The organism is Spirosoma sp. 48-14, from assembly GCF_001898575.1.
Lineage (GTDB): Bacteria > Bacteroidota > Bacteroidia > Cytophagales > Spirosomataceae > Spirosoma.
Window position 1 is genome coordinate 177,499 of sequence record NZ_MKUD01000009.1, and the last position, 19,874, is coordinate 197,372.

Sequence of the window (19,874 nt, forward strand, 5' to 3'; positions counted from 1 at the left end):
GATCTATTTTAACAAACGCATAACTAATGAAAAAACGAGAACAACTCTATTAAACAGTCTTGCTAACCAGTTAGCAGATATTTCTAACTCACCGGTTGGAGACGCATTATTCCCATGCCGTACGTATAGAATCAGAGGATCGTTGTAAAAAAAAACCTTGCCTTTCATTTCAACCAAGAGGCCAATCCACCAATCATGCATATGAATATAGGCAGGGAACGGAAGAGCATAAAGCAATACTTCTCTCCGAAAAGCCATGCAGCAACCAATATAAGAGTTCTTGTAAATATTACGAAGCAAACCCTTATGGCTACCACGCAGTTTGAAAAAAGATGGACTTATTTCTTTCAAAGAATTATTAACTATCTTACAATCACTAATTACTAAGTCATAATGCTCTAAAAAAGCTAGCATTTTATGTACTTTTTCTGGCAACCAAACATCATCTTGGTCGCATAAAAAAATAAAATCATTGGTAGCTTGTTCTAAGGCAGTTTGGAAATTACTCAAAGGGCCTTTAGGGCCAGCATTGTTTAAAACTTTAATACGTCTATCCCGGAAGCGGGCAAGAATTTTTTTAGTTTCATCCGTAGAAAAATCATCAGAAACTATTATTTCATCTTCAAGGTCTAACTGCGGTAAAATTGATTCTATTTGCCGGGCTATATAGGGTTGTCCATTATAAGAAGCAATACATACACTAATGCGTTTCATATTTTTGCTTATTTAATAGTAACCGAATAACCGTATGCCAATCAAATAAAAACCTTATCTTTTTAAATGGGTATATGAATATAAAGTAAATTGACAAGCAACCGCAAATTACCAATATAAACAATTCCATATCCAAAACGGGCTCAAAGCTCAATAACCCTAAAACAAAAGCTAAATCCTGATTAACGATAAGTTTCCTTGACAACTTATTTCCCCTTAAAAAAGCAACTATAAAACTAATCAATAAGCAATAAAAAGGTATAAAAAATTTACCAAGAACAAAAGCCTGAAGTGGTAAAATATAATTTGGGCCTACCGCAATAGGTGATATTATTCCATGCTCTAATTCATAAAGCTGCCATCCAACACTTTGAGATTGAACAGGCATTATCCGTTTAAGAAAAATGCCAAAAACAGATTTAATATACTCTCCAGGTCCCGACTTAACATATGCTGACCCATGATTAGTAAGATACATCTCAAGGCCATCTCCTGCTGCTAGTAGCCTATTGATCATTCCAAGCATACCTTCTTCTACAGTAGACTCTCTTTTATAAAAAGATGTGATTACAGCACCTACAACAATTGCTAAAACAATTACTAGAACACTGATCTTATTAATCTGATTAAGGCGTTTTTGAGAGAAAAATGGCCTAAAAAAATAGATATAATAACCAACAGATAGAATTAAACCAATAATAGCAGATCTACCTCCTGAAAATATATCTAACAATACGTTTATTGACAAAATAAATATTAAAGGAGTTCTCCAAGTTTTTTTTGCATGAATAAGTACAAATGAATAATATATAAAAAAGGGCCTAGCCCCAACTTGTAAAATATATTGTATAAAGCTATGAGATTCAATTTGCTTAAATTTATAGAGGAACCATTCTACAACAGAAGGGTTATTTATAGCATATATAATAAATTCATACCTGCTTACAACATTAAGTAGTAAACTAATAAAAAATAGTTTTTTATTTCTATTGTCGTTTAATATTAAACTTAAATCGCTTTTACTTTTTGGAGAAGTGTCTAAAAATAAATATAAGCCTAATATATAAAATAAATAAACAGACACAAAACCAAAGCCATCAAAATCAATACCTCTATCAAAAAAATAACCAGAAAGTAAAGCTAAACCACTTGAACACCAAGTTAGATGAAGGATCAAAGGATCAATTAGTGAAAAAATTTTCCTTTTAAATAAAAAGAACAAAGAAATTGTATAAAAAGCCATTGATAAAAAGAGAACAATAGCATTATACTTTTCGTAATAATACATAATTAATATAGTATTTAAAAGTAAGAAGCCAAGTCAAATTAAAATTCAAAAATTTATTTACATGTAATTTTCTTATTTGATTAGTTTCTTTTAGAGACAAATTCGTATTAAAGCTACTACCACCCACCATGCATTCGGCAATTAGTATATTCTTATTTAAGTATGGTAGCTTTTTCAAATATATAAGCAAATTCAGCTCGTAGTCAGAAAGTATCTTAAATCCAGTATTAAATTTAAAATCATTAAATAAATTTCTTCTATAGAAAGCGGATTGATGATGAAGTGTATTTTGCAATATAGTCTTTAAACTTATGCTAGATTTAAAAACTTTGCCATTGCTGTATTTAATATTACCAAATACTAAAGCATATTTATCACCTAAAAGAATATGTTTCATACTGTTGATGATACCAGGTAACATGACATCATCTGCTCCTAAGAAATATATCCACTCACCTTTAGCTATGTTGAGCCCCTTGTTCATAGCATCATAAATACCACTATCTGGCTCACTCAATAAATAGGTAAGCCGTTCCTGATATTCTTCTAGTACAGATAATGTGCCATCAGTACTAGCTCCATCTATAATTATTATTTCATGATTTTCAGTCTGATTTATTACACTCTCAATCGAATCTCTTATTGTACTTACGCCATTGTATACAACAATAATAATACTCACAAGAGGATCCCTATTAATAGATGCCCTATCCTTATTAGCTGTTATATTAACATAATCTATCATAGGGAGTGATATAAATTCAGTGTCTTCACTGCTGTCTCTTTCCAAGAATAGCTTACAAGTCTCTCTCTTCCTCTCTCTACAAGTTTCATGCGTAAACTATTATTGCTATATAAGTTTTCTACCGCATTAACCAATGTTTCTGAATCTTCAGGATCTATATATAATGCAGCGTCGCCTGCTACTTCAGGTAAAGAACTGCAATTACTTAATATACAAGGGCAATCACAAGTAAATGCTTCTAGAATCGGTATACCAAAACCTTCATATAAACTAGGAAAGACAAATGCAATTGCATTTTGGTATAAAATAGCCAATTTATTATCTGTAATTGGCTCCTGAATTACGCTATCTTGAATCTTCAGAGTAGAGAGTAATTGCCGTTCTTGGCTATTGAAAGCCCCCCCCCCGGCGCAAATCACATGAATTTTATATTTATGAATAATTGGGCAAATAGCCTTTATAAACCAAACAAAATTCTTATAATAATCTCGATTTCCTACAAATAATAGGTATGGTGGTCTATCAGAAAATAGGCTATATACAGGTTCAAAAGTAGCTACTTTTTGTAGAGAGCTACCTAAAGGAATTACTGAAATTTTTTCAGGCTCCACATTAAACAACTGAATAATATCATTTTTGGTATTTTCGGAAATAGCAATAATAGCAGTAGATTTCTCTGCAAGCTCTCTCTTACGTTTGGTAATTCTTCGATCTGCTGCGAGCCCTAAGTATTTATTAGAATATCGCTCATGAATCATATCTAAAAAAGTAACAACTGAAGGCTTGTTTCGAATAAGATTCACAAAGTATGGATCATAATATGTAGCATGAAATATGTCAAAATTGTTTTTTTTTATTTCATATTTACAAAACAATTTATTTAATCGATACTGTATAGATATTTTCCTTGGAAAAGAATTCCCATTATATAACGAATAAAATTTATCATAAACATCTCGAATATGAATGTTATCTGTAAATAAAAGAGATAAATGCGCTTCATCTGCTTGAGTGTTATTAATCGCATTGATTAATTCTGAATAGTATCTGGATATACCTCCATAGTCTTGCAGTGAAAAAGTTTGATGATCAAAAAATATTTTCATAATAATTAAGTAAATATACTAACGACGCCCTAGATATATTCGTAACCTATCCATAATAGATCTGTATAGGTATTCTTTTTTAGTCATCAAACCTTTGTCTAGCCACAATTTATAATTATCCCATATCGCCGTATTCCTGTGCGATGCTCCCCCTTCTCTAAAATTGGCTAATATGCTTTCTATCATAACAAAAGGTATATTTTTACTTTGCAATCTTAACATAAGTTCATAATCGCTTGCATACTTATAATTCTCGTCAAAGATACCATATGTCGAGTAAAGTTCTTTTGGTAAAAAACAGGTAGGATGTTCAATCATTCTTATCTGTAATTGATTAGAGCTAGTACATTGTAAGCCAATAATTTTATCATTGAGATAAGTCCTTTGGATGCCATGGTATACGGCAAGTCCATTTTTGGAATACGCTAACAAAACATTTTCTACAGTATTAACTTCATACCAATCATCACTATTGATAATGCCTATCAACTCTCCTTTTGCCATCTTAATCCCTTTATTCATAGCATTATATATGCCAGCATCAGGTTCAGAAATATACTGTATAATGGAAGGGTGTTTACTAGCGTATCTTTTTATTATCTCTAATGTTGAATCTGTCGATTTACCATCAATAATTATATATTCAATATTATTATATGATTGATTTAATACAGATTGAATTGTCTGTTCTATATGCTTATCACTATTTAAACAAACAGTAATAATAGTTACAAGTGTCATACCTTATGGCTTTTAAAAAAATCCTTATAAACTATTTTCAATTTTCATTAAACTTCTTGTAAAAACAACTACAATGTCATGAGTAAATTCTATAAGGATAATTGATAGCAATATTTCGCAAAAGACAAATGAAGTCACTACCTCAAAACAATCAAATTAAACTATACTTTTATAAACATTTAATGTATTGGTGACAGTATTATTCCATGAGAAAGCAGTCAGTCTCTTTCTACCTTGTATAATAAGGTCATGCTTAACCGAGTTATCTACTATTACTTTTTCTACTGCATTCATCATTGAATCTGGCTCTTTAGGGTCAAAATATAATGCTGCTGTCCCTGCAATTTCAGGTAAAGAGCTGACATTACTAAGTATACAAGGGCAATTACAAGAAAAAGCTTCTAATATTGGAATGCCGAATCCTTCATATAAGCTCGGAAATATGAATGCAAGTGCTCCCATATACAATGTTTGAAGTGTTGCATCATTGATATCTCGATAATACACTTTATCAGATAATCCTAGTGAATTTATTAATTCATGCTCAGCACTTGTAAACGCTCCTCCTCCTGCACATATCAGATTAATACGATATTTTTTTAAAATAAAAGAAATAGACTTTATCAATGGCACGAAATTCTTGTAATTATCTCTTTTACCTACAAACAGTAAATATTGATCCTTACCGTCTTCAGTTTTCATATTAACCTCTGGTTCACATAGCTCAAAAGTACTTGCTAAATAAACAACAGAGATTTTTTCTGGCTGAATATTTAGCAGTTCTATCATATCTTTCTTTGTACTTTCAGAAATTGCAATTAAATGTGCTGCTTGATTAGCGATAACTTTTTTTTGCTCAATAATAGATTTATCATTGGCCAATTCTTTGAAATCTTTTGAAAGAATTTCATAAGTCATATCGTAAAATGTTGTTACTAATGGTTTCTTTTTGCTAAATTTCTTTAAACTATTATCAAAGTATGTAGCATGGTAAAGATCAAAATCATTTACTAACATATCTAATATATTATAAGCTTGATTAGAGTATTTATATAATCTATGCTTGCCTAAAAACGGAAATTTGGAAACTTTAAAATCATATTCGCTTAAATTTTCATTGTTAGACCATAAAATTGACAGATGAGCATCATAAAAATTTAAGGCATTTATACCAGAAATCAATTCACAATAGTATCTAGAAATACCTCCAAAATTCTGGATTGTGAAAGCTTGATGATCAAAAAAAATCCTCATCTTTTGATAAAATTTAATTTTAAACTTCTAATTGAAAAGCAAGGCTATTCATAGTTTCTAAATTTTTTAAAGAAATTTATTTCGTCGCTTCTTATCTGCAAAAACAAATCATTATCTTCTTCATGAAAAGCACAAATATCACAGTATTTTTTACTTAAACGACCACTATAAAAATGAGTTATATCTTCTAATAAACTTTTATTAGTTAATTCCGCTGATAAAACATAGTCACCATCATTTTCATATATCAATACATTCTTATATCCCATATCTAACAAATTACTAAAAATAGAAATGCTATCGTCATTTTGTTTCGATAAAAAATAAGGATCATATTCAAAAAATATAATAGGCTTTGCTAGTTTAATAAAATCAGCTGAACCTCTTATAATTTTATTATCAAAACCATCTGTATCAATTTTAATAATTTTTGAGCTTTTAAATAAGGGATAATCTTCAACAATAGATAAAATATCTTTTATAAGTATTATATTATCCTTACTAGAATCTTGAACTAAACGAGCTGTGCCACCTATTTCAACTGATACAGCATTTATTCTTTCAGTAGACTCACCTACATAACATTTAGCTAAGTAAACATCAGAAAAATTAGATGCATTTTTTTCGAGAATTGAAAAAAAATAATCATCTCCCTCAATACATAGAATTGGAAAGCTTTCCTCTGAACGCAATAGAGCGACAGTATCGCCTATATTTGCCCCAATGTCAATAAACTTTAAATCATGATATTTTTCTAAAGCTTTACGGGCAATCCTGGCTAGGTTAGTAGAATAATTTGGAAACAATTTTATTATAAAGGGCAATTGATGGGAAAACGGAAGTCGTAGCCTGTATTTTCCGATATACGTTTCAATCAAAGGATTACTACCTTTGATTTTATTAAAACACATGTTAATCAATCGATTCTTTACACGTGTGCTCAAGCTATTGTTAGTTTGCTCAAGCTTTAAATCATATATAAATTGTACAATGTCGCGATTCATGCAATTAGTTTTTTTATTTTACTTGGCAAATAATCTCTAAACTAGAGCGTTTAATTATTTATTCCAAATTCCTTTTGCTTTATCGGAAACAATCCTTTTCACTTGCATGCTTCCTAAAACAGACCCTATTAATAAAGTGCAAGTAGTAGCTAATATTATCCCACTACTCATCATCTTAAGATGTTTACCCAAAATTATTGCAAATGGTACATTTATGGTGGCGCAAAACACTGCTACTAAAAGTTGCAGCTTTATCTTCCCTGTTCCATTCAGAATCAAGCTATTGATGCTATTCCAACTACTCACAATAACAAACAATCCAGTACATATGCTCAATGTAATCGAAATTTTCACCCTATCGCCAATCCACATTTCATAAATTATATCAGAAAATAAAATCATTATGCATACGCTTACTGCTAAGCCAACCCACATTTTCTGAAGAGACCTATATGTGCGTTTTATCCAATCTCTGTCATTTTTTATAAACGCTTCAGTAAATGCAGACCAGTAAGGAGAAATGATAATAGTAAATATAATATTTATTGAATTGAAGTACCGAAAAGCAACATTGTATGTAGATACTTCTGAAGGGCCAAATAGTTGTGATATTATTAGATTATCGCTATAGAAAATTACAATAACAGCTAATTGAATAATAAAAAACTGGTAACCTAATGATAATAGTCCTTTTGCAAATTTCCAATCTATTGATGAGATAGTGGGTCTATAATCTTTTAGATAGGTCGAAAAAAAAATTATACTGCTTATTAACAATACCAATATAGGGCTAACTGCAGTTAAAACTGCTAGATATAGTAAATTCCCAATTGCAATCTTTGAAATTATAAATGTACCAATAAGTATTAGAGCATTAGTTATTAGATTTAATATACTCGATAAGCCCGATTGCTGAAGGGCCATTAATATATACGTAAGCATATCTAAGACTAATTTTATAGCCATTGATATAACTAGAATAATAATAATAGTATTTAATTGAACTTCATTAATTGAAGTATTAAATACTTTCTGCCAAGGTATAAAGCTGTATATACTATAAAATAATAATATTATTATTAGCTGTATTATCCCGAATAATGCATAAGCAGTGCTAATGTATGCTCGTGCTTTGGTGTTATCTTCTTTCGAAATTGCCTCGGATATTTTATTCCGGAGACCATTTCCTATTCCAATATCAAAGAATGACAACATTGTAACCACAGAACTAATTGTCAACCAAGCGCCATAAGTTTCTTTCGACAGATAATCGATGGTGAGAGGAACTAGTAAAAGGGAAATTAGCATACCTACTCCCTTAACGCAAAGCCCAATAAAGGCATTTAATTGAAGTTTTCGTGTGCGAGGGTGCGTCTCGCGAATACGTTGAGCTAAATAATTTAGTACTGAAATCTTCATTATTGAATTAGTACATTCGCCTATCTGTTTCCTCTGTCATACGGTGTTCAACCATTGAACTAGCAACATCAGCCATAGAATAATTTGCAATCCATCCTAGCTTATTTAATGCTTTAGCAGGATTAGCATGGCCTTCTGCAATATCAGTAGGGCGAAAAAAAGAATGATCTATTCGTACATGTTCCTGCCAGCTTAATCCAACCGTTTCAAATACAATACGTATAAAATCACTTAGTTTATGAGTTTTACCAGTCGCAATTATATAATCATCAGCCCGCTGATGTTGAAGCATAAGCCACATAGCTTCGACGTATTCAGGTGCCCAGCCCCAATCACGAGCAATATCTATATTTCCAAGTACTAATATTTCCTTACTTCCTTTGGCAATACGACAGGCACTGGCAACTATTTTCTGAGTTACAAATCGCTCTGGACGAAGCGGAGATTCATGATTAAATAGAATACCAGTACATGCATCGAGCTGATAAGCTTCTCGATAATTAGCTACCTGCCAGAAAGCAGCCGCTTTAGCTACTCCATATGGACTACGTGGTCTGAAAGGTGTATTTTCATCGGCTACTAAGCTCCCTGTATCCCCAAAACATTCACTCGAACCTGCATTGTAAAATTTGATGGGCAGATTACTAAATCGAATTGCCTCTAAAATATTAAGTGTGCCAACGCTAATGCTTTCAAGAGTTTCAACAGGTTGCTCAAATGACAGCCCAACAGAACTTTGACCAGCCAAGTTGTATATTTCATCTGGCCTTACTTTTAACAGCGTTTGCAGAACACTCCTAAAATCATTGATACTGACTGAGACAAGCTCTATTTCTTTTCTAATATTTAATCGGACAAGGTTGTGAAATGAAGCTATTTGCGCATCTCTCGACCCTCCATAAACCTGGTAACCCTTATTGAGTAATAGCTTTGCCAGATAAGCCCCATCCTGACCAGATATACCACAGATTAAGGCCTTTTTCATACATTTCGAAAAATCTGATGTCTATTTTGAAATAAGATGATGATAAGGGATAAAAAAATCCCGGCAAACATGAAGCCTAGCATAATTAATGTTCGGCCAGGCCCGCTCTTTTTCAGAGGGATAGTAGCAGGCTCTAATATCTTAAAGACAGGCGTTTCTTCCTGAACTTTAATTTTAGCCTGTTCTAATTGTTTCGACAATTCACTATATACTGATTGTTCCAGTAAATAATCGGCTTGCAATCGCTGTTCATCAATTTTAGCTGTATTTAAATATAGGTTTCTGTTACGGTCTCGATAACTGGAAAGATTATATTCAGCAGCCTGATATCGACTTTTCGCTTCATTGACACGTTGGGTTAGGAAAGTAACTTGCTTTCGCGCTTTTTCGGTTCTATAAGTTGTTACATAGTTGGCTAAATAATCTAACGACAAACCCGCAACTGTAGCTGCAACAACAGGATCAGGCTCAACGGCTGAAAGCGTTAATATTCCTGTTTTCCTATCATATAAAGCAGATACACTTGCATGCACTGCTTTAATCATACTATCTTGCTTCTTGGTTAACTGAATAGCCTGAATAGAATTACCAGGATTGGTTTTAGTACCACTACTATTCTCTTCTGTATTAGAAAATAAGTTAAACAAATTAAACTTACTCTCATTTATTTGAAGCAGGAACTCTTGTAATGTTAACCGTTTCTGTAAATACTGAGAAAATACAGGTCGATTCAATACATCCAACGCAAATGGAATACTCTGTAATATATTTGGATACAGATCGGGTCTAACCGCATCAGACGAAGCCATATTGTCAAGACCAAGGCCAGCCAGTCCTACCAATGAGCCTAAACTACTTAGGCCTCCCGCTCCTTTTGCCTGAATTTCGGGCATGACCATTATTTGGGCTGTATATACATTCTGTTTTGAAAAAGCGTATACGCCACCAAAAGCAAGCCCAATTAGAGCCCCAATCAGGACTTTTCGCCAGTTAGTTTTCAGAAAAAATAGTAAATCGCTTAACTTAATCTCTATTTCTCCCTGCTCCATGTTCGTTTCGGATAACTTTTGCATCGCTAATACCAAAAACTAACGAAGAATTATATTAACTAATGCAATTGATACTGTAGTCAATAATGACAAAATACCCAGTCGCTCTGCAACACTTAGTTTGTTGTTATCCAGCGGCTTAAAGGGAATGACTACGGTTGAACCAGGATACACTTTTGGTCGCGATGAAAAAAACAAAAAATGGTGCGTACGATCCTTACGACCATTTGGATAAACTATGTAGGCTTTACTTTTTCTAGCATTATCCGTAAACCCTCCTGCTTCACTAACATAGTCGCTAAACTCATAGGCCACTTTATAGCTTACGATCCCTGGGTTTAAAACAGCGCCCTGAACAGCAACAACCTCTTGTTGCTGAGGTATGTACAGGGAATCTCCATCTCTCACTAACAGATTTTCTTCTATTCCTGAACTCCTCAGTATTTCACTCAAATCATTACCGATGATATTTCCTTTCCGTTTGAATTGTGCTCCTGGTAAATAAGCTTGTGGCTTGAGTCCCCCTGCACGCTTAATCACATCACTAATTCGTTCTGCTCTACTAAAGATAGAGTAGTTGCCGGGTTGCATCACCTCTCCGTAAATATAAACTTGTTGCTGTGGTTCGTAGTTTGTCGATGTTCTTACATAGACAATATCAAATGGCCGTAGCCTGAACTCGGGCGAAGTGCCTTCCAAAGCAGTGATTTGTAGATTACGATCTATCGAAAAGCGGTGAATTTCTTGTAATGTTGTACTAATTCCAGCCGAATCCTGACGAATGCGCCGGGCCACTTCAATTAAATTGGGTTTAGCGCCTTCCTGAAAACCTCCTGCCTGCACAACCAAATCCGCTACACTCATATTCGAAACATATTCGACTGTGTCTGGCTTATTAACAGCACCTTCAATTGTGACATAATACGGTTCTCGCAAATCCCGGATAGATAAGACCGTTAAACTATCCTGCCGCATCAGCGGAATATCTGCTATTTCGCCACGCATCAGTTTGCCAAGGTCAAATGACAGATTTTCACGATCCATATCAGGTCGCTCCCGAATAATAGAGGCTCGATTCGTAAACGCGTCCTTGCGGAGCCCATCTGCCCGATTGATCAACTGGCGGACTGTTTCCAACCCTGGCTCGAGTGCATAATCACCAGGACGCATTACGGCACCGGCTACCTGGACTCGGTTTTCGTAACGCTCCAGAATTTTTCCAACCTCGTACTTATCCCCTTTCTGTGGAATGAAACTTTTAATCTGTTCTTCCGTAATCGTAACAATTCGTCGCTCACGATTGGTATTACGCCGAAGCGTGATTGCTGCTCGGTAGGCGTCGTCGGCAAAACCACCGGCAAAACCTAAAAGCGTCTGGAGCGTTTCCCCTGGCAATAATTCAAAAATAGCCGGACGACGTACTTGCCCCCCCAATTCAACACGCGTTTCGTAATCAGCTACCCGGATAACATCCTGGTCCCTTAACTGGATATTATCCCGCTGGTCGGCCCGCAGAATAAAATCGTACAAATCAATCGTACGAACAACGCGATTTCCACGAATGACGCTAATCTTACGAAATGATCCCGTTTCCGGATTCGGTCCACCAGCTAAATAAAGGGCATTGAAGGCTGAACCAAGCGACGAAATCGTATAGGTACCTGGACGAACGACCTCACCAACCAATGTGACCCGAATGCTGCGAATATTTGTCAGGGTCAAGTTCGCCGTCGTGTTACTACCTGGCGTCCCTAAACCCTGATAGCCTCCTTGCCGGAGTCGGGCGATTATACGTTGCTCAGCCTGCTCTATCGTCAAACCACTAACAAAGATAGGGGTCAGGTTAGGCACTTTCACCGTACCATCCGGGCTAACTTTCAAGAGAAACTCTCCTGTCGATGCTCCCGCAATGTCGATTCGGATTTCATCGTCAGGCCCAACTACATAATTGCGGGGCGTTGCAATACGCAAATTTGGTTCAAACGACAGATTGGCATTTTCAAATAATGAGGCTCCAAATACACGTAATTTACGACTAGTATCTTTACGAGTTATCCATGAAGAATCGGGCCGACGGGAAAGATCGGAAGGTAGTGTCCGCCCCGTTGATTTGGCATCAGCCGATGTAAGGCTTAAAGGATTCGATGCTTTTGTACGAATAGCATCAATACGTTTCCGCATCTTTGCTATATCATCCAATGTATAGCCCTGCGACATAGCCGCCTGTTCAATTTGTGCTTCCGAAAGGCCACTAGCCTGCGCCCGACGATAAAAGCTTTCTACTTCATCATCCGTAAGCTGATCGACACGAGATCGGGGAGTTTGAGCGAATACATCATAAGATCCTGTCAGTAAAAATAGCAGGACAACAGCTTGGAACAGGTTAATACAATGGAGAAAACGTGACAATTTGTCCTTAGTATGCATGAACGGTGGCTGTTGGGCCGAAAATTGAACTGCAAAAGTAATAGATTCCTTTCAAATCATCATTCCCTTATAATAAGGTACCTGCGTGGAGTGGTCTTACCTTGTAGTCCCACTCTAATGCACTAAATTTGTAGAAAAAAAGCCGTCAGTTGATAGTCGTCAGTCTTTTAAATCACAGACTTATCTCCTATCGACTAACGGCTGGAGACTAACGACTAACAAAATGATTAACCTCATAGCGAAACTTTTCGGTACCAAATCCCAACGGGACATTAAAGAACTGCTCCCTTACGTGGAAAAGGTAAATGCCGAATTTGCCCGGTTAAAAGATCTGTCCAATGATGAATTGCGGCAGGTTTCGGCATCTCTTAAAGCTCAGATTACCGACGAGTTAGCCGATATTGATAACCAGCTCTCCGAGCTTAAAGAACAGGCTGGTCATCCAGAAATCGACGTCAACGAAAAAGAACAAATCTTCAATCGGATTGACAAACTCGAAGTTGAACGCAATACAGAACTGGAACGGGTTCTGCTCGACATTCTGCCCCGCGCTTTTGCGGTTGTGAAAGAAACGGCCCGGCGGTTCACCGAAAACGAACAACTTACCGTTACCGCCACCGATTTCGACCGTGAATTGGCCGCTCGGAAAAAAAGTGTAGTTATCGATGGTGAATTGGCGCACTGGGCCAATCGCTGGGATGCTGCCGGATCGCCCATCAAATGGGACATGGTTCATTATGATGTGCAAATTATTGGGGGCGTTGTTCTGCACCAGGGTAAAATTGCTGAGATGGCTACGGGTGAAGGTAAAACCCTTGTGGCTACGTTCCCTGCTTTTTTGAATGGCCTGGCAGGCCAGGGCGTTCATATTGTAACGGTCAACGATTACCTGGCCAAGCGTGACTCCGAATGGATGGGGCCTCTATTTGAATTTCATGGCCTACGCGTCGACTGTATTGATAAACACCAGCCGAACTCCGAGCAACGCAAGAAGGCGTACCTTGCTGATATTACATATGGTACGAACAATGAATTCGGCTTCGATTATCTGCGTGACAACATGGCTCGCGAAACCGGCGAACTGGTGCAACGGAAGCACCACTACGCTATGGTCGATGAAGTTGACTCCGTTCTGATCGATGATGCCCGAACACCATTGATCATCAGCGGCCCCGTTCCTCGTGGGGATGAGCAGGATTATATCGAACTAAAGCCTCGGGTAGCACGAGTTGTTGAAGCCCAACGGAAATTAGTATACGACTTCCTGAATGATGCCAAACGGAAGATTGCCGCTGGTGATGAAAAAGAAGGGGGTTTGTCGCTGTTCCGCGCACACCGAGGCTTGCCCAAGCATAAGCCTCTGATCAAGTTTTTGAGTGAAACTGGGAATAAAGCGCTACTTCAGAAAACAGAAGCAATCTATCTGGCCGAAAATCAGAAGTTGATGCCGGAAGCTGATGCCCCCCTTTATTTTACCATCGACGAGCGGCATAACAGCATTGATCTTACTGAAAAAGGGATTGACTACATCACGGGTTCGGGCGAAGATCCCAACTTCTTTATCCTTCCCGACCTATCAATTGATCTGAACACAATTGATAAAGATGGTGAATTCTCAGAGCAGGAAAAACTTCTTCATAAAGAAGCCGTCATTCGCGATTACTCCGTTAAAACCCAGCGCATTAATACCGTAAACCAGCTTCTGAAAGCATATTGTCTGTTCGAACGAGACACTGAATACGTCATTATGGACGGTAAGGTTAAAATCGTTGATGAACAGACAGGGCGGATCATGGAAGGCCGTCGATGGTCGGACGGTTTGCACCAGGCCGTTGAAGCCAAAGAGAATGTTAAGGTAGAAGACGCTACTCAAACCTACGCTACTGTTACGCTTCAAAACTACTTCCGGATGTATCACAAACGGGCTGGTATGACGGGTACGGCCGAAACGGAAGCGTCTGAATTCTGGCAGATCTATAAAATGGATGTGGTTGTGATTCCAACTAACCGCGCCATTAGTCGGAAAGACGAAGAAGATAAGGTGTATCGTTCGGTTCGGGAAAAATACAATGCAGTTGTTGACGAAATTACCAGCCTGGTCGAAAAAGGTCGTCCGGTACTGGTGGGAACAACGTCGGTCGAAAACTCTGAATTACTAAGCCGCCTACTTACGCTCCGCAAAATCCAACACCAGGTTCTGAACGCCAAGTACCACCAGCGCGAAGCCGAAATTGTTGCAACAGCAGGTTTGCCAGGTACGGTTACGATCGCTACTAACATGGCTGGTCGGGGTACTGATATCAAACTAACCCCCGAGTCGCGGTCTGCCGGTGGATTGGCTATTATTGGTACCGAACGCCATGAATCGCGTCGGGTCGACCGTCAGCTACGGGGTCGTTCTGGCCGTCAGGGCGATCCAGGTACCTCCCAGTTCTTTGTTTCGCTGGAAGATAGCCTGATGCGGTTGTTCGGCTCCGAACGGATTGCTAAAGTCATGGACCGCATGGGTCTGGAAGAAGGTGAAGTGATTCAGCACTCGATGATTACAAAGTCCATCGAACGAGCGCAGAAGAAAGTTGAAGAAAACAACTTCGGCATTCGGAAACGGCTGCTCGAATACGACGATGTGATGAACTATCAGCGGGAAGCTATTTACAAACGCCGTCGGAACGCTCTGTTTGGCGACCGTTTGCCGCTGGATATTGCCAACACTATGTATGATGTAGTTGAGGAGGTAGTCAATAACTCCGAAGGCAATTATGAGGAGATTAAACTCCAATTATTGACTACGCTGGGCTTTTCGCCAGATTTAAGTAGTGAAGAGTTTAATCGTCTGAAGAAACCGGAGCTGACCCGGCGTTTATATGACGAGGCCGAAGCACATTATCAGGCCAAGAACCAGGCTATTGCCGAGAAGGCATTGCCCATTCTAACGCAAGTGCTAAACGAGCAGGGACATCAGATTAAGAATATCGTTGTGCCATTCTCCGATGGAATCCATGAATTGACCGTTGTAGCCGATCTGCGTAAAGCCGTTGAATCAGGGGCTCGCGAAATCGTGACCGAAATGGAGAAAGCAGTCACGTTATCGATTATTGACCAGGAATGGAAAGAACACCTCCGCGAAATGGATGACCTTAAGCAATCGGTACAGAACGCCGTATTCGAACAGAAAGACCCCTTGCTGGTCTATAAGTTTGAGTCTGTAGAGCTGTTCAAGCGATTCCTGAACAAGGTCAATTTTGATACCATCAGTTTCCTGACCAAAGCCGATATTCCAGCCCAGGAGCCAGAAGAAGTGCAGCAGGAAATCCGTCAGGCTCCGGCCCAGCGAAAGCCACAGCCGCAGCCTAAACTGCAAACAAATGCGGAGGACTTCACCGACGATCACCTGGCTACAGGCCCTGAGGAGTATGCTCGTCGGATGGCCGAAAATGATGCGATGGGGGCCGGGGCTCCACCTATGCCTGCCCAACGCCAGGCCCCACTACGGGTAGCTAAGCTTGACCGGAACGCTCGCGTCAATGTACAATATGCAGATGGGTCAGTAAAACGTGATGTCAAGTTCAAAACGGTTGAAAATGATGTGGTTAGTGGCAAAGCCATGCTCATCGACTAAACTAGTCTGAACTCAGACAGTAAAAATGCCCGCCGAACAGATGGTTCAGCGGGCATTTTTACTGTCTGATTTTTTAAGTTATTCATCTCTTTCGGCACACTTTATGGATAGGCAGTTAACAGGCACTTTCCGGTAAACAGAATCGTTATTAGTACAGCATGCGTTACATCTTTTTTGCCCTGCTTTTTGCTGGACTCTTGTCGTTTTCCCCACAGGCCGATCCAATCAGACTTCACGCTGAATCACTGCCGCTGGTCCCAAAAGAATTTTATATTGCCAAAGTAATTGACCAACGATCAGACCGGGGGCCGATTGCCCGTTTGGCGCTGAACCTGAATCAGCCGCCCTTGCCGGTCGATCTGGAAGGAGGTCTCGTAGGTAGCTTTCAATCCTTTATTAATCAAAGCCTTAAGCAAAACAAAGCCCTGCGCCCCATTGGTCTGAGCGTGCGTGAGTGTAAAGTCATCGAAACAGCTAGTGGCAGTCGGGTCAATGGTCAATTATCGTTCGATGTCGATTTTGAATTGCTCGGAAAGGACGATAACGGGGCAGAAACGCACACGCATCTGATGGACTACCGGGGGGGGACTAAATACATACGTCCCTTGGGCCAGACAGCCGTTATTGAGTCGTCAATTCGACAGACGCTGGTTGCTGCACTTCGCCGGTTCAACGAATACATGAATCGGGAGAGCAATCAGAATGAGAAATTGGCGAAAACGCTGCGGGTTAACTTCATTGATGATACGCGTATTACCAACGATGATACTGTCCTTTATAATCCTACGCGTAAGTTAACCTGGGCCGACTTTAAAGCCGAGCCCCGTAAGGGTAGCCACTATGCAGCCGAAGTCTTTACCAGCTTTTCGTATGAAGGCAAAAGTTCGGTCAAGGACGGGATCATTAGCCTGAATCTGGCCGCCAAAGCCTATATGCTGAAAACCTCATCGTGGGGCCGCGCCGATGCTCGTAATGCCTATTCGCTCAACCATGAACAACGCCATTTCGACATTACCAAAATCATTGTGGAGCGATTCAAACGCAAGCTGGTGGCCGATAGCCTGACGCTGGAAGATTACAATAGCATTGCCCAATACAAGTTTATCGAGTCGTTCAGGGAATTAAATAAGATGCAGACCCAGTACGACGACGAAACCAACCATAGCATTAACCAGGCTGCCCAGGAGCGCTGGAACCAGAAGATTGATGCCGAATTGCGCAGTCTGGGTGTGATCAAATGAAGACAATCCGTGTATTTCACGTCAGTACAGCCCATCCGGCTCAAGACCCGAGAATTGTTTTCAAGCAATGCCCTACCCTAGCCGAACAGTATGAGGTGTATTGTGCTCTCCCCCACGCAGACTCTGCCTGTTCTGAAAGCATCCACTTTATCCGTTTGCCTTATTTTCGACGGGTTATCTGGCGAGCTTTATTTACCAGTCCTTATGCCCTTATCCGAGGTTTATGGCTTCGTCCGCAACTCGTGCATGTGTACGTACCCGAATTTCTGCCATTTGCTTTTGTCTTCCAGCTTTTGGGCGCTAACGTGATTTACGAAGTACAGGAAAATCTGTATAAGAAAATGTACGTTAAAACCCTAAATCGTGGGCGTTTACTGGAAAAAGCCTTTTATAAAATTGACCAGTTTGCGCGTAAGCATTGCTATCTGATTTTCACGGAACATGCCTATCTGACTACGTACACGAGCTTGACCAAACCCTATGAGGTGATTTACAACTACCCATTACCTGGATTTCTGGAGCCGTTTCGAACGCCGTATTATCCTAGCCCGACCAAACCCTCTTTTTTCTACATTGGCTTACTTAGTTTCGAACGAGCTTTCGATACGCTGGTCGATGCATTGGCCCAACTGAAAGCGACCTACCCTGAATTTGTGGTGCATTTGTTTGGCAGTCGCACATTTACCGATGACGACCTGGCCAGACTGCCTCGTTTCAACGAAGTGAAAGCAAATCTGCGCTTTTATGGCTATACTGATCAACGAGAAGCCTTTCGATATGCAGCCGGTGCAACGGCTGGCCTGGCTTTACTGAAACCCGTTGGTGATTACCCCGATTCCTATACAACCAAATTGTTTGAGTACATGGCGCTGGGACTGCCCGTCATTACCTCCGATTTCCCGCTTTATAAACAAGTCGTAGAACAACACCAATGTGGATTTTGCGTGTCGCCAAATAATCCAGCGGAAATCGCCGATGCCCTTAGGTATTTGATCGAGCATCCTAAGGAAGCTCTGGCGATGGGACTACGAGGATACGAAGCTGTCAAGAAGCACTATACCTGGACAACGGAGGCCAGAAAGCTACTTAGCTTTTATGAACGGGTACTTAACTCGTAGCCATAGAGCTATATTATGCAATTTAACAGGATATATCAAATACTTTATGGTATTGTTCCAATGTGTAATACTACGTTTTCCCGGAAGGATTTAACTTTAGACGTTAATTAAGGGTTATCTTCGTATAGCCCAACTTATTTGGCCTGATGTATATACATGCAGTAAGCCATTACCTTCCAACGGAGGTAGTTGGCAATGAACACTTTACCCAGCTCAATGGCTTGTCCAGCGACTGGATTATTGAACGTACCGGAATTAAGGAGCGACGCAAAGCTGCTCCCGGTGAGAATACCAATACCATGACCATCGAAGTCGTAAAACGGCTTCAGGAAAAAACCGACCTCTCGACCATCGATTTAATTGTAGGTGCTACTTATACACCATACGATACCATCGTTTCACTCGCTCACGAAGCTCAGCATTATCTGGGCATTGCCGATATTCCGGTTATTTCGGTTTCCACAGCCTGTTCCTCGTTGCTCAATGCCATTGAAGTTGTTGAAGGCTACTTTGCGCTGAACAAAGCAACGCGTGCATTGGTCATTGTAGCAGAGCATAACACACTCTACTACAACGAGCAGGATACGATCTCGGGGCATTTATGGGGCGATGGTGCGGCTGCTTTATTAATTACTAAAGAGCGACAAAGCGAGGACGATTTCTCAATTAAAGCTTTATTGACAGGCGGAGCTGCCCATACGCCCAAAGCGACTACTGGTGTGATGATGCGACCTGCCGATGGCGGTGTTACGATGCCTCACGGACGCGATGTCTTTATCAATGCCTGTCAGTATATGCCCAAAGCCAGTCTACAGGTGCTGGAGCGTTGCGGACTTACCCTCGCCGATGTCGATTATATACTGCCCCACCAGGCGAATCTGCGTATTTCCCGTAACGTGATGAATACGCTTGGCTTACCCGAAGAGAAATTAATTTCGAATATTCAGCATTATGGCAACACAGGTTGTGCTGGTTGTGCAATAGCTCTTTCCGAACAGTGGGATATGTTCAAAAAGGGCCAGCATATCGTCATCACCGTATTCGGCGGAGGTTACTCCTACGGTGCCATGCTGGTAGAAGTGTAATGTAACGTAGGCAGAAGCCCGCGAAGCTGTAGAGGTTACCTAGTTATCCTACAGCTTCGCGGGCTTCTGCCTACGTTAC

15 protein-coding genes are annotated in these 19,874 nt (G+C 39.4%); 4 read left to right on the top strand and 11 right to left on the bottom strand.

Annotated features, from left to right (window positions below):
* Positions 1 to 3: 3 nt before the first annotated feature.
* The 11 genes from BGO59_RS07465 to BGO59_RS07515 all read right to left on the bottom strand — a co-directional run bounded on the left by BGO59_RS07465 (position 4) and on the right by BGO59_RS07515 (position 12,732).
* Positions 4 to 714, bottom strand: a complete 711-nt coding sequence (locus BGO59_RS07465) for a glycosyltransferase family 2 protein (protein WP_293682766.1) — start codon at positions 712 to 714, stop codon at positions 4 to 6.
* Positions 701 to 2,002 (bottom strand): hypothetical protein, encoded by a 1,302-nt coding sequence (locus BGO59_RS07470; RefSeq protein ID WP_293682768.1) that lies wholly within the window; start codon positions 2,000 to 2,002, stop codon positions 701 to 703. The genes BGO59_RS07465 and BGO59_RS07470 overlap by 14 nt, the downstream gene beginning before the upstream one ends.
* Positions 1,980 to 2,747 (bottom strand): glycosyltransferase family 2 protein, encoded by a 768-nt coding sequence (locus BGO59_RS07475; protein ID WP_293682770.1) that lies wholly within the window; start codon positions 2,745 to 2,747, stop codon positions 1,980 to 1,982. Before BGO59_RS07475 ends, BGO59_RS07470 begins: the two co-directional genes overlap by 23 nt.
* Positions 2,744 to 3,853 carry a glycosyltransferase family 1 protein gene (locus tag BGO59_RS07480; protein WP_293682772.1) on the bottom strand — a complete coding sequence of 370 codons (1,110 nt, stop codon included), beginning with the start codon at positions 3,851 to 3,853 and terminating at the stop codon, positions 2,744 to 2,746. Before BGO59_RS07480 ends, BGO59_RS07475 begins: the two co-directional genes overlap by 4 nt.
* 18 nt (positions 3,854 to 3,871) lie before the next feature.
* Positions 3,872 to 4,594 carry a glycosyltransferase family 2 protein gene (locus BGO59_RS07485; protein WP_293682774.1) on the bottom strand — a complete coding sequence of 241 codons (723 nt, stop codon included), beginning with the start codon at positions 4,592 to 4,594 and terminating at the stop codon, positions 3,872 to 3,874.
* A gap of 156 nt (positions 4,595 to 4,750) precedes the next feature.
* Entirely contained in the window at positions 4,751 to 5,848 is a 1,098-nt protein-coding gene (locus BGO59_RS07490; RefSeq protein ID WP_293682776.1) for a glycosyltransferase family 1 protein, read from the bottom strand.
* Between the two features lie 44 nt (positions 5,849 to 5,892).
* Complete coding sequence (locus BGO59_RS07495) at positions 5,893 to 6,852, bottom strand: FkbM family methyltransferase (RefSeq protein ID WP_293682778.1); 960 nt, start codon at positions 6,850 to 6,852, stop codon at positions 5,893 to 5,895.
* Positions 6,853 to 6,906: 54 nt separating this feature from the next.
* Positions 6,907 to 8,271, bottom strand: coding sequence for an oligosaccharide flippase family protein (locus BGO59_RS07500; protein ID WP_293682780.1), 1,365 nt, complete (start codon positions 8,269 to 8,271; stop codon positions 6,907 to 6,909).
* Between the two features lie 7 nt (positions 8,272 to 8,278).
* Positions 8,279 to 9,256 (bottom strand): GDP-mannose 4,6-dehydratase, encoded by a 978-nt coding sequence (locus BGO59_RS07505; RefSeq protein ID WP_293682782.1) that lies wholly within the window; start codon positions 9,254 to 9,256, stop codon positions 8,279 to 8,281.
* The gene (locus BGO59_RS07510) at positions 9,253 to 10,305 is read right to left on the bottom strand and encodes a GNVR domain-containing protein (protein WP_293682784.1); all 1,053 of its coding nucleotides are present in this window, start codon (positions 10,303 to 10,305) and stop codon (positions 9,253 to 9,255) included. Before BGO59_RS07510 ends, BGO59_RS07505 begins: the two co-directional genes overlap by 4 nt.
* 39 nt (positions 10,306 to 10,344) lie before the next feature.
* Complete coding sequence (locus tag BGO59_RS07515) at positions 10,345 to 12,732, bottom strand: SLBB domain-containing protein (protein ID WP_293682786.1); 2,388 nt, start codon at positions 12,730 to 12,732, stop codon at positions 10,345 to 10,347.
* Positions 12,733 to 12,955: 223 nt separating this feature from the next.
* Between BGO59_RS07515 and secA the strand changes: the two genes are divergently transcribed.
* The 4 genes from secA to BGO59_RS07535 all read left to right on the top strand — a co-directional run bounded on the left by secA (position 12,956) and on the right by BGO59_RS07535 (position 19,795).
* Positions 12,956 to 16,351: a preprotein translocase subunit SecA gene (gene secA, locus BGO59_RS07520; protein WP_293682788.1), complete on the top strand. Its 3,396-nt coding sequence runs from the start codon at positions 12,956 to 12,958 to the stop codon at positions 16,349 to 16,351.
* Between the two features lie 158 nt (positions 16,352 to 16,509).
* Positions 16,510 to 17,592, top strand: coding sequence for a hypothetical protein (locus BGO59_RS07525; protein WP_293682790.1), 1,083 nt, complete (start codon positions 16,510 to 16,512; stop codon positions 17,590 to 17,592).
* Positions 17,589 to 18,710 carry a glycosyltransferase gene (locus tag BGO59_RS07530; protein WP_293682792.1) on the top strand — a complete coding sequence of 374 codons (1,122 nt, stop codon included), beginning with the start codon at positions 17,589 to 17,591 and terminating at the stop codon, positions 18,708 to 18,710. Before BGO59_RS07525 ends, BGO59_RS07530 begins: the two co-directional genes overlap by 4 nt.
* A gap of 146 nt (positions 18,711 to 18,856) precedes the next feature.
* Complete coding sequence (locus BGO59_RS07535) at positions 18,857 to 19,795, top strand: 3-oxoacyl-ACP synthase III family protein (RefSeq protein WP_293682794.1); 939 nt, start codon at positions 18,857 to 18,859, stop codon at positions 19,793 to 19,795.
* The last annotated feature ends 79 nt before the right edge of the window (positions 19,796 to 19,874 follow it).

What these genes read in the sequence shown, in the direction of transcription:
- BGO59_RS07465 (WP_293682766.1), bottom strand. Translation starts at nt 714, where the DNA reads ATGAAACGCATTAGTGTATGTATTGCTTCTTATAATGGACAACCCTAT.
- BGO59_RS07470 (WP_293682768.1), bottom strand. Translation starts at nt 2,002, where the DNA reads ATGTATTATTACGAAAAGTATAATGCTATTGTTCTCTTTTTATCAATG.
- BGO59_RS07475 (WP_293682770.1), bottom strand. Translation starts at nt 2,747, where the DNA reads ATGATAGATTATGTTAATATAACAGCTAATAAGGATAGGGCATCTATT.
- BGO59_RS07480 (WP_293682772.1), bottom strand. Translation starts at nt 3,853, where the DNA reads ATGAAAATATTTTTTGATCATCAAACTTTTTCACTGCAAGACTATGGA.
- BGO59_RS07485 (WP_293682774.1), bottom strand. Translation starts at nt 4,594, where the DNA reads ATGACACTTGTAACTATTATTACTGTTTGTTTAAATAGTGATAAGCAT.
- BGO59_RS07490 (WP_293682776.1), bottom strand. Translation starts at nt 5,848, where the DNA reads ATGAGGATTTTTTTTGATCATCAAGCTTTCACAATCCAGAATTTTGGA.
- BGO59_RS07495 (WP_293682778.1), bottom strand. Translation starts at nt 6,852, where the DNA reads ATGAATCGCGACATTGTACAATTTATATATGATTTAAAGCTTGAGCAA.
- BGO59_RS07500 (WP_293682780.1), bottom strand. Translation starts at nt 8,271, where the DNA reads ATGAAGATTTCAGTACTAAATTATTTAGCTCAACGTATTCGCGAGACG.
- BGO59_RS07505 (WP_293682782.1), bottom strand. Translation starts at nt 9,256, where the DNA reads ATGAAAAAGGCCTTAATCTGTGGTATATCTGGTCAGGATGGGGCTTAT.
- BGO59_RS07510 (WP_293682784.1), bottom strand. Translation starts at nt 10,305, where the DNA reads ATGGAGCAGGGAGAAATAGAGATTAAGTTAAGCGATTTACTATTTTTT.
- BGO59_RS07515 (WP_293682786.1), bottom strand. Translation starts at nt 12,732, where the DNA reads ATGCATACTAAGGACAAATTGTCACGTTTTCTCCATTGTATTAACCTG.
- secA (WP_293682788.1), top strand. Translation starts at nt 12,956, where the DNA reads ATGATTAACCTCATAGCGAAACTTTTCGGTACCAAATCCCAACGGGAC.
- BGO59_RS07525 (WP_293682790.1), top strand. Translation starts at nt 16,510, where the DNA reads ATGCGTTACATCTTTTTTGCCCTGCTTTTTGCTGGACTCTTGTCGTTT.
- BGO59_RS07530 (WP_293682792.1), top strand. Translation starts at nt 17,589, where the DNA reads ATGAAGACAATCCGTGTATTTCACGTCAGTACAGCCCATCCGGCTCAA.
- BGO59_RS07535 (WP_293682794.1), top strand. Translation starts at nt 18,857, where the DNA reads ATGTATATACATGCAGTAAGCCATTACCTTCCAACGGAGGTAGTTGGC.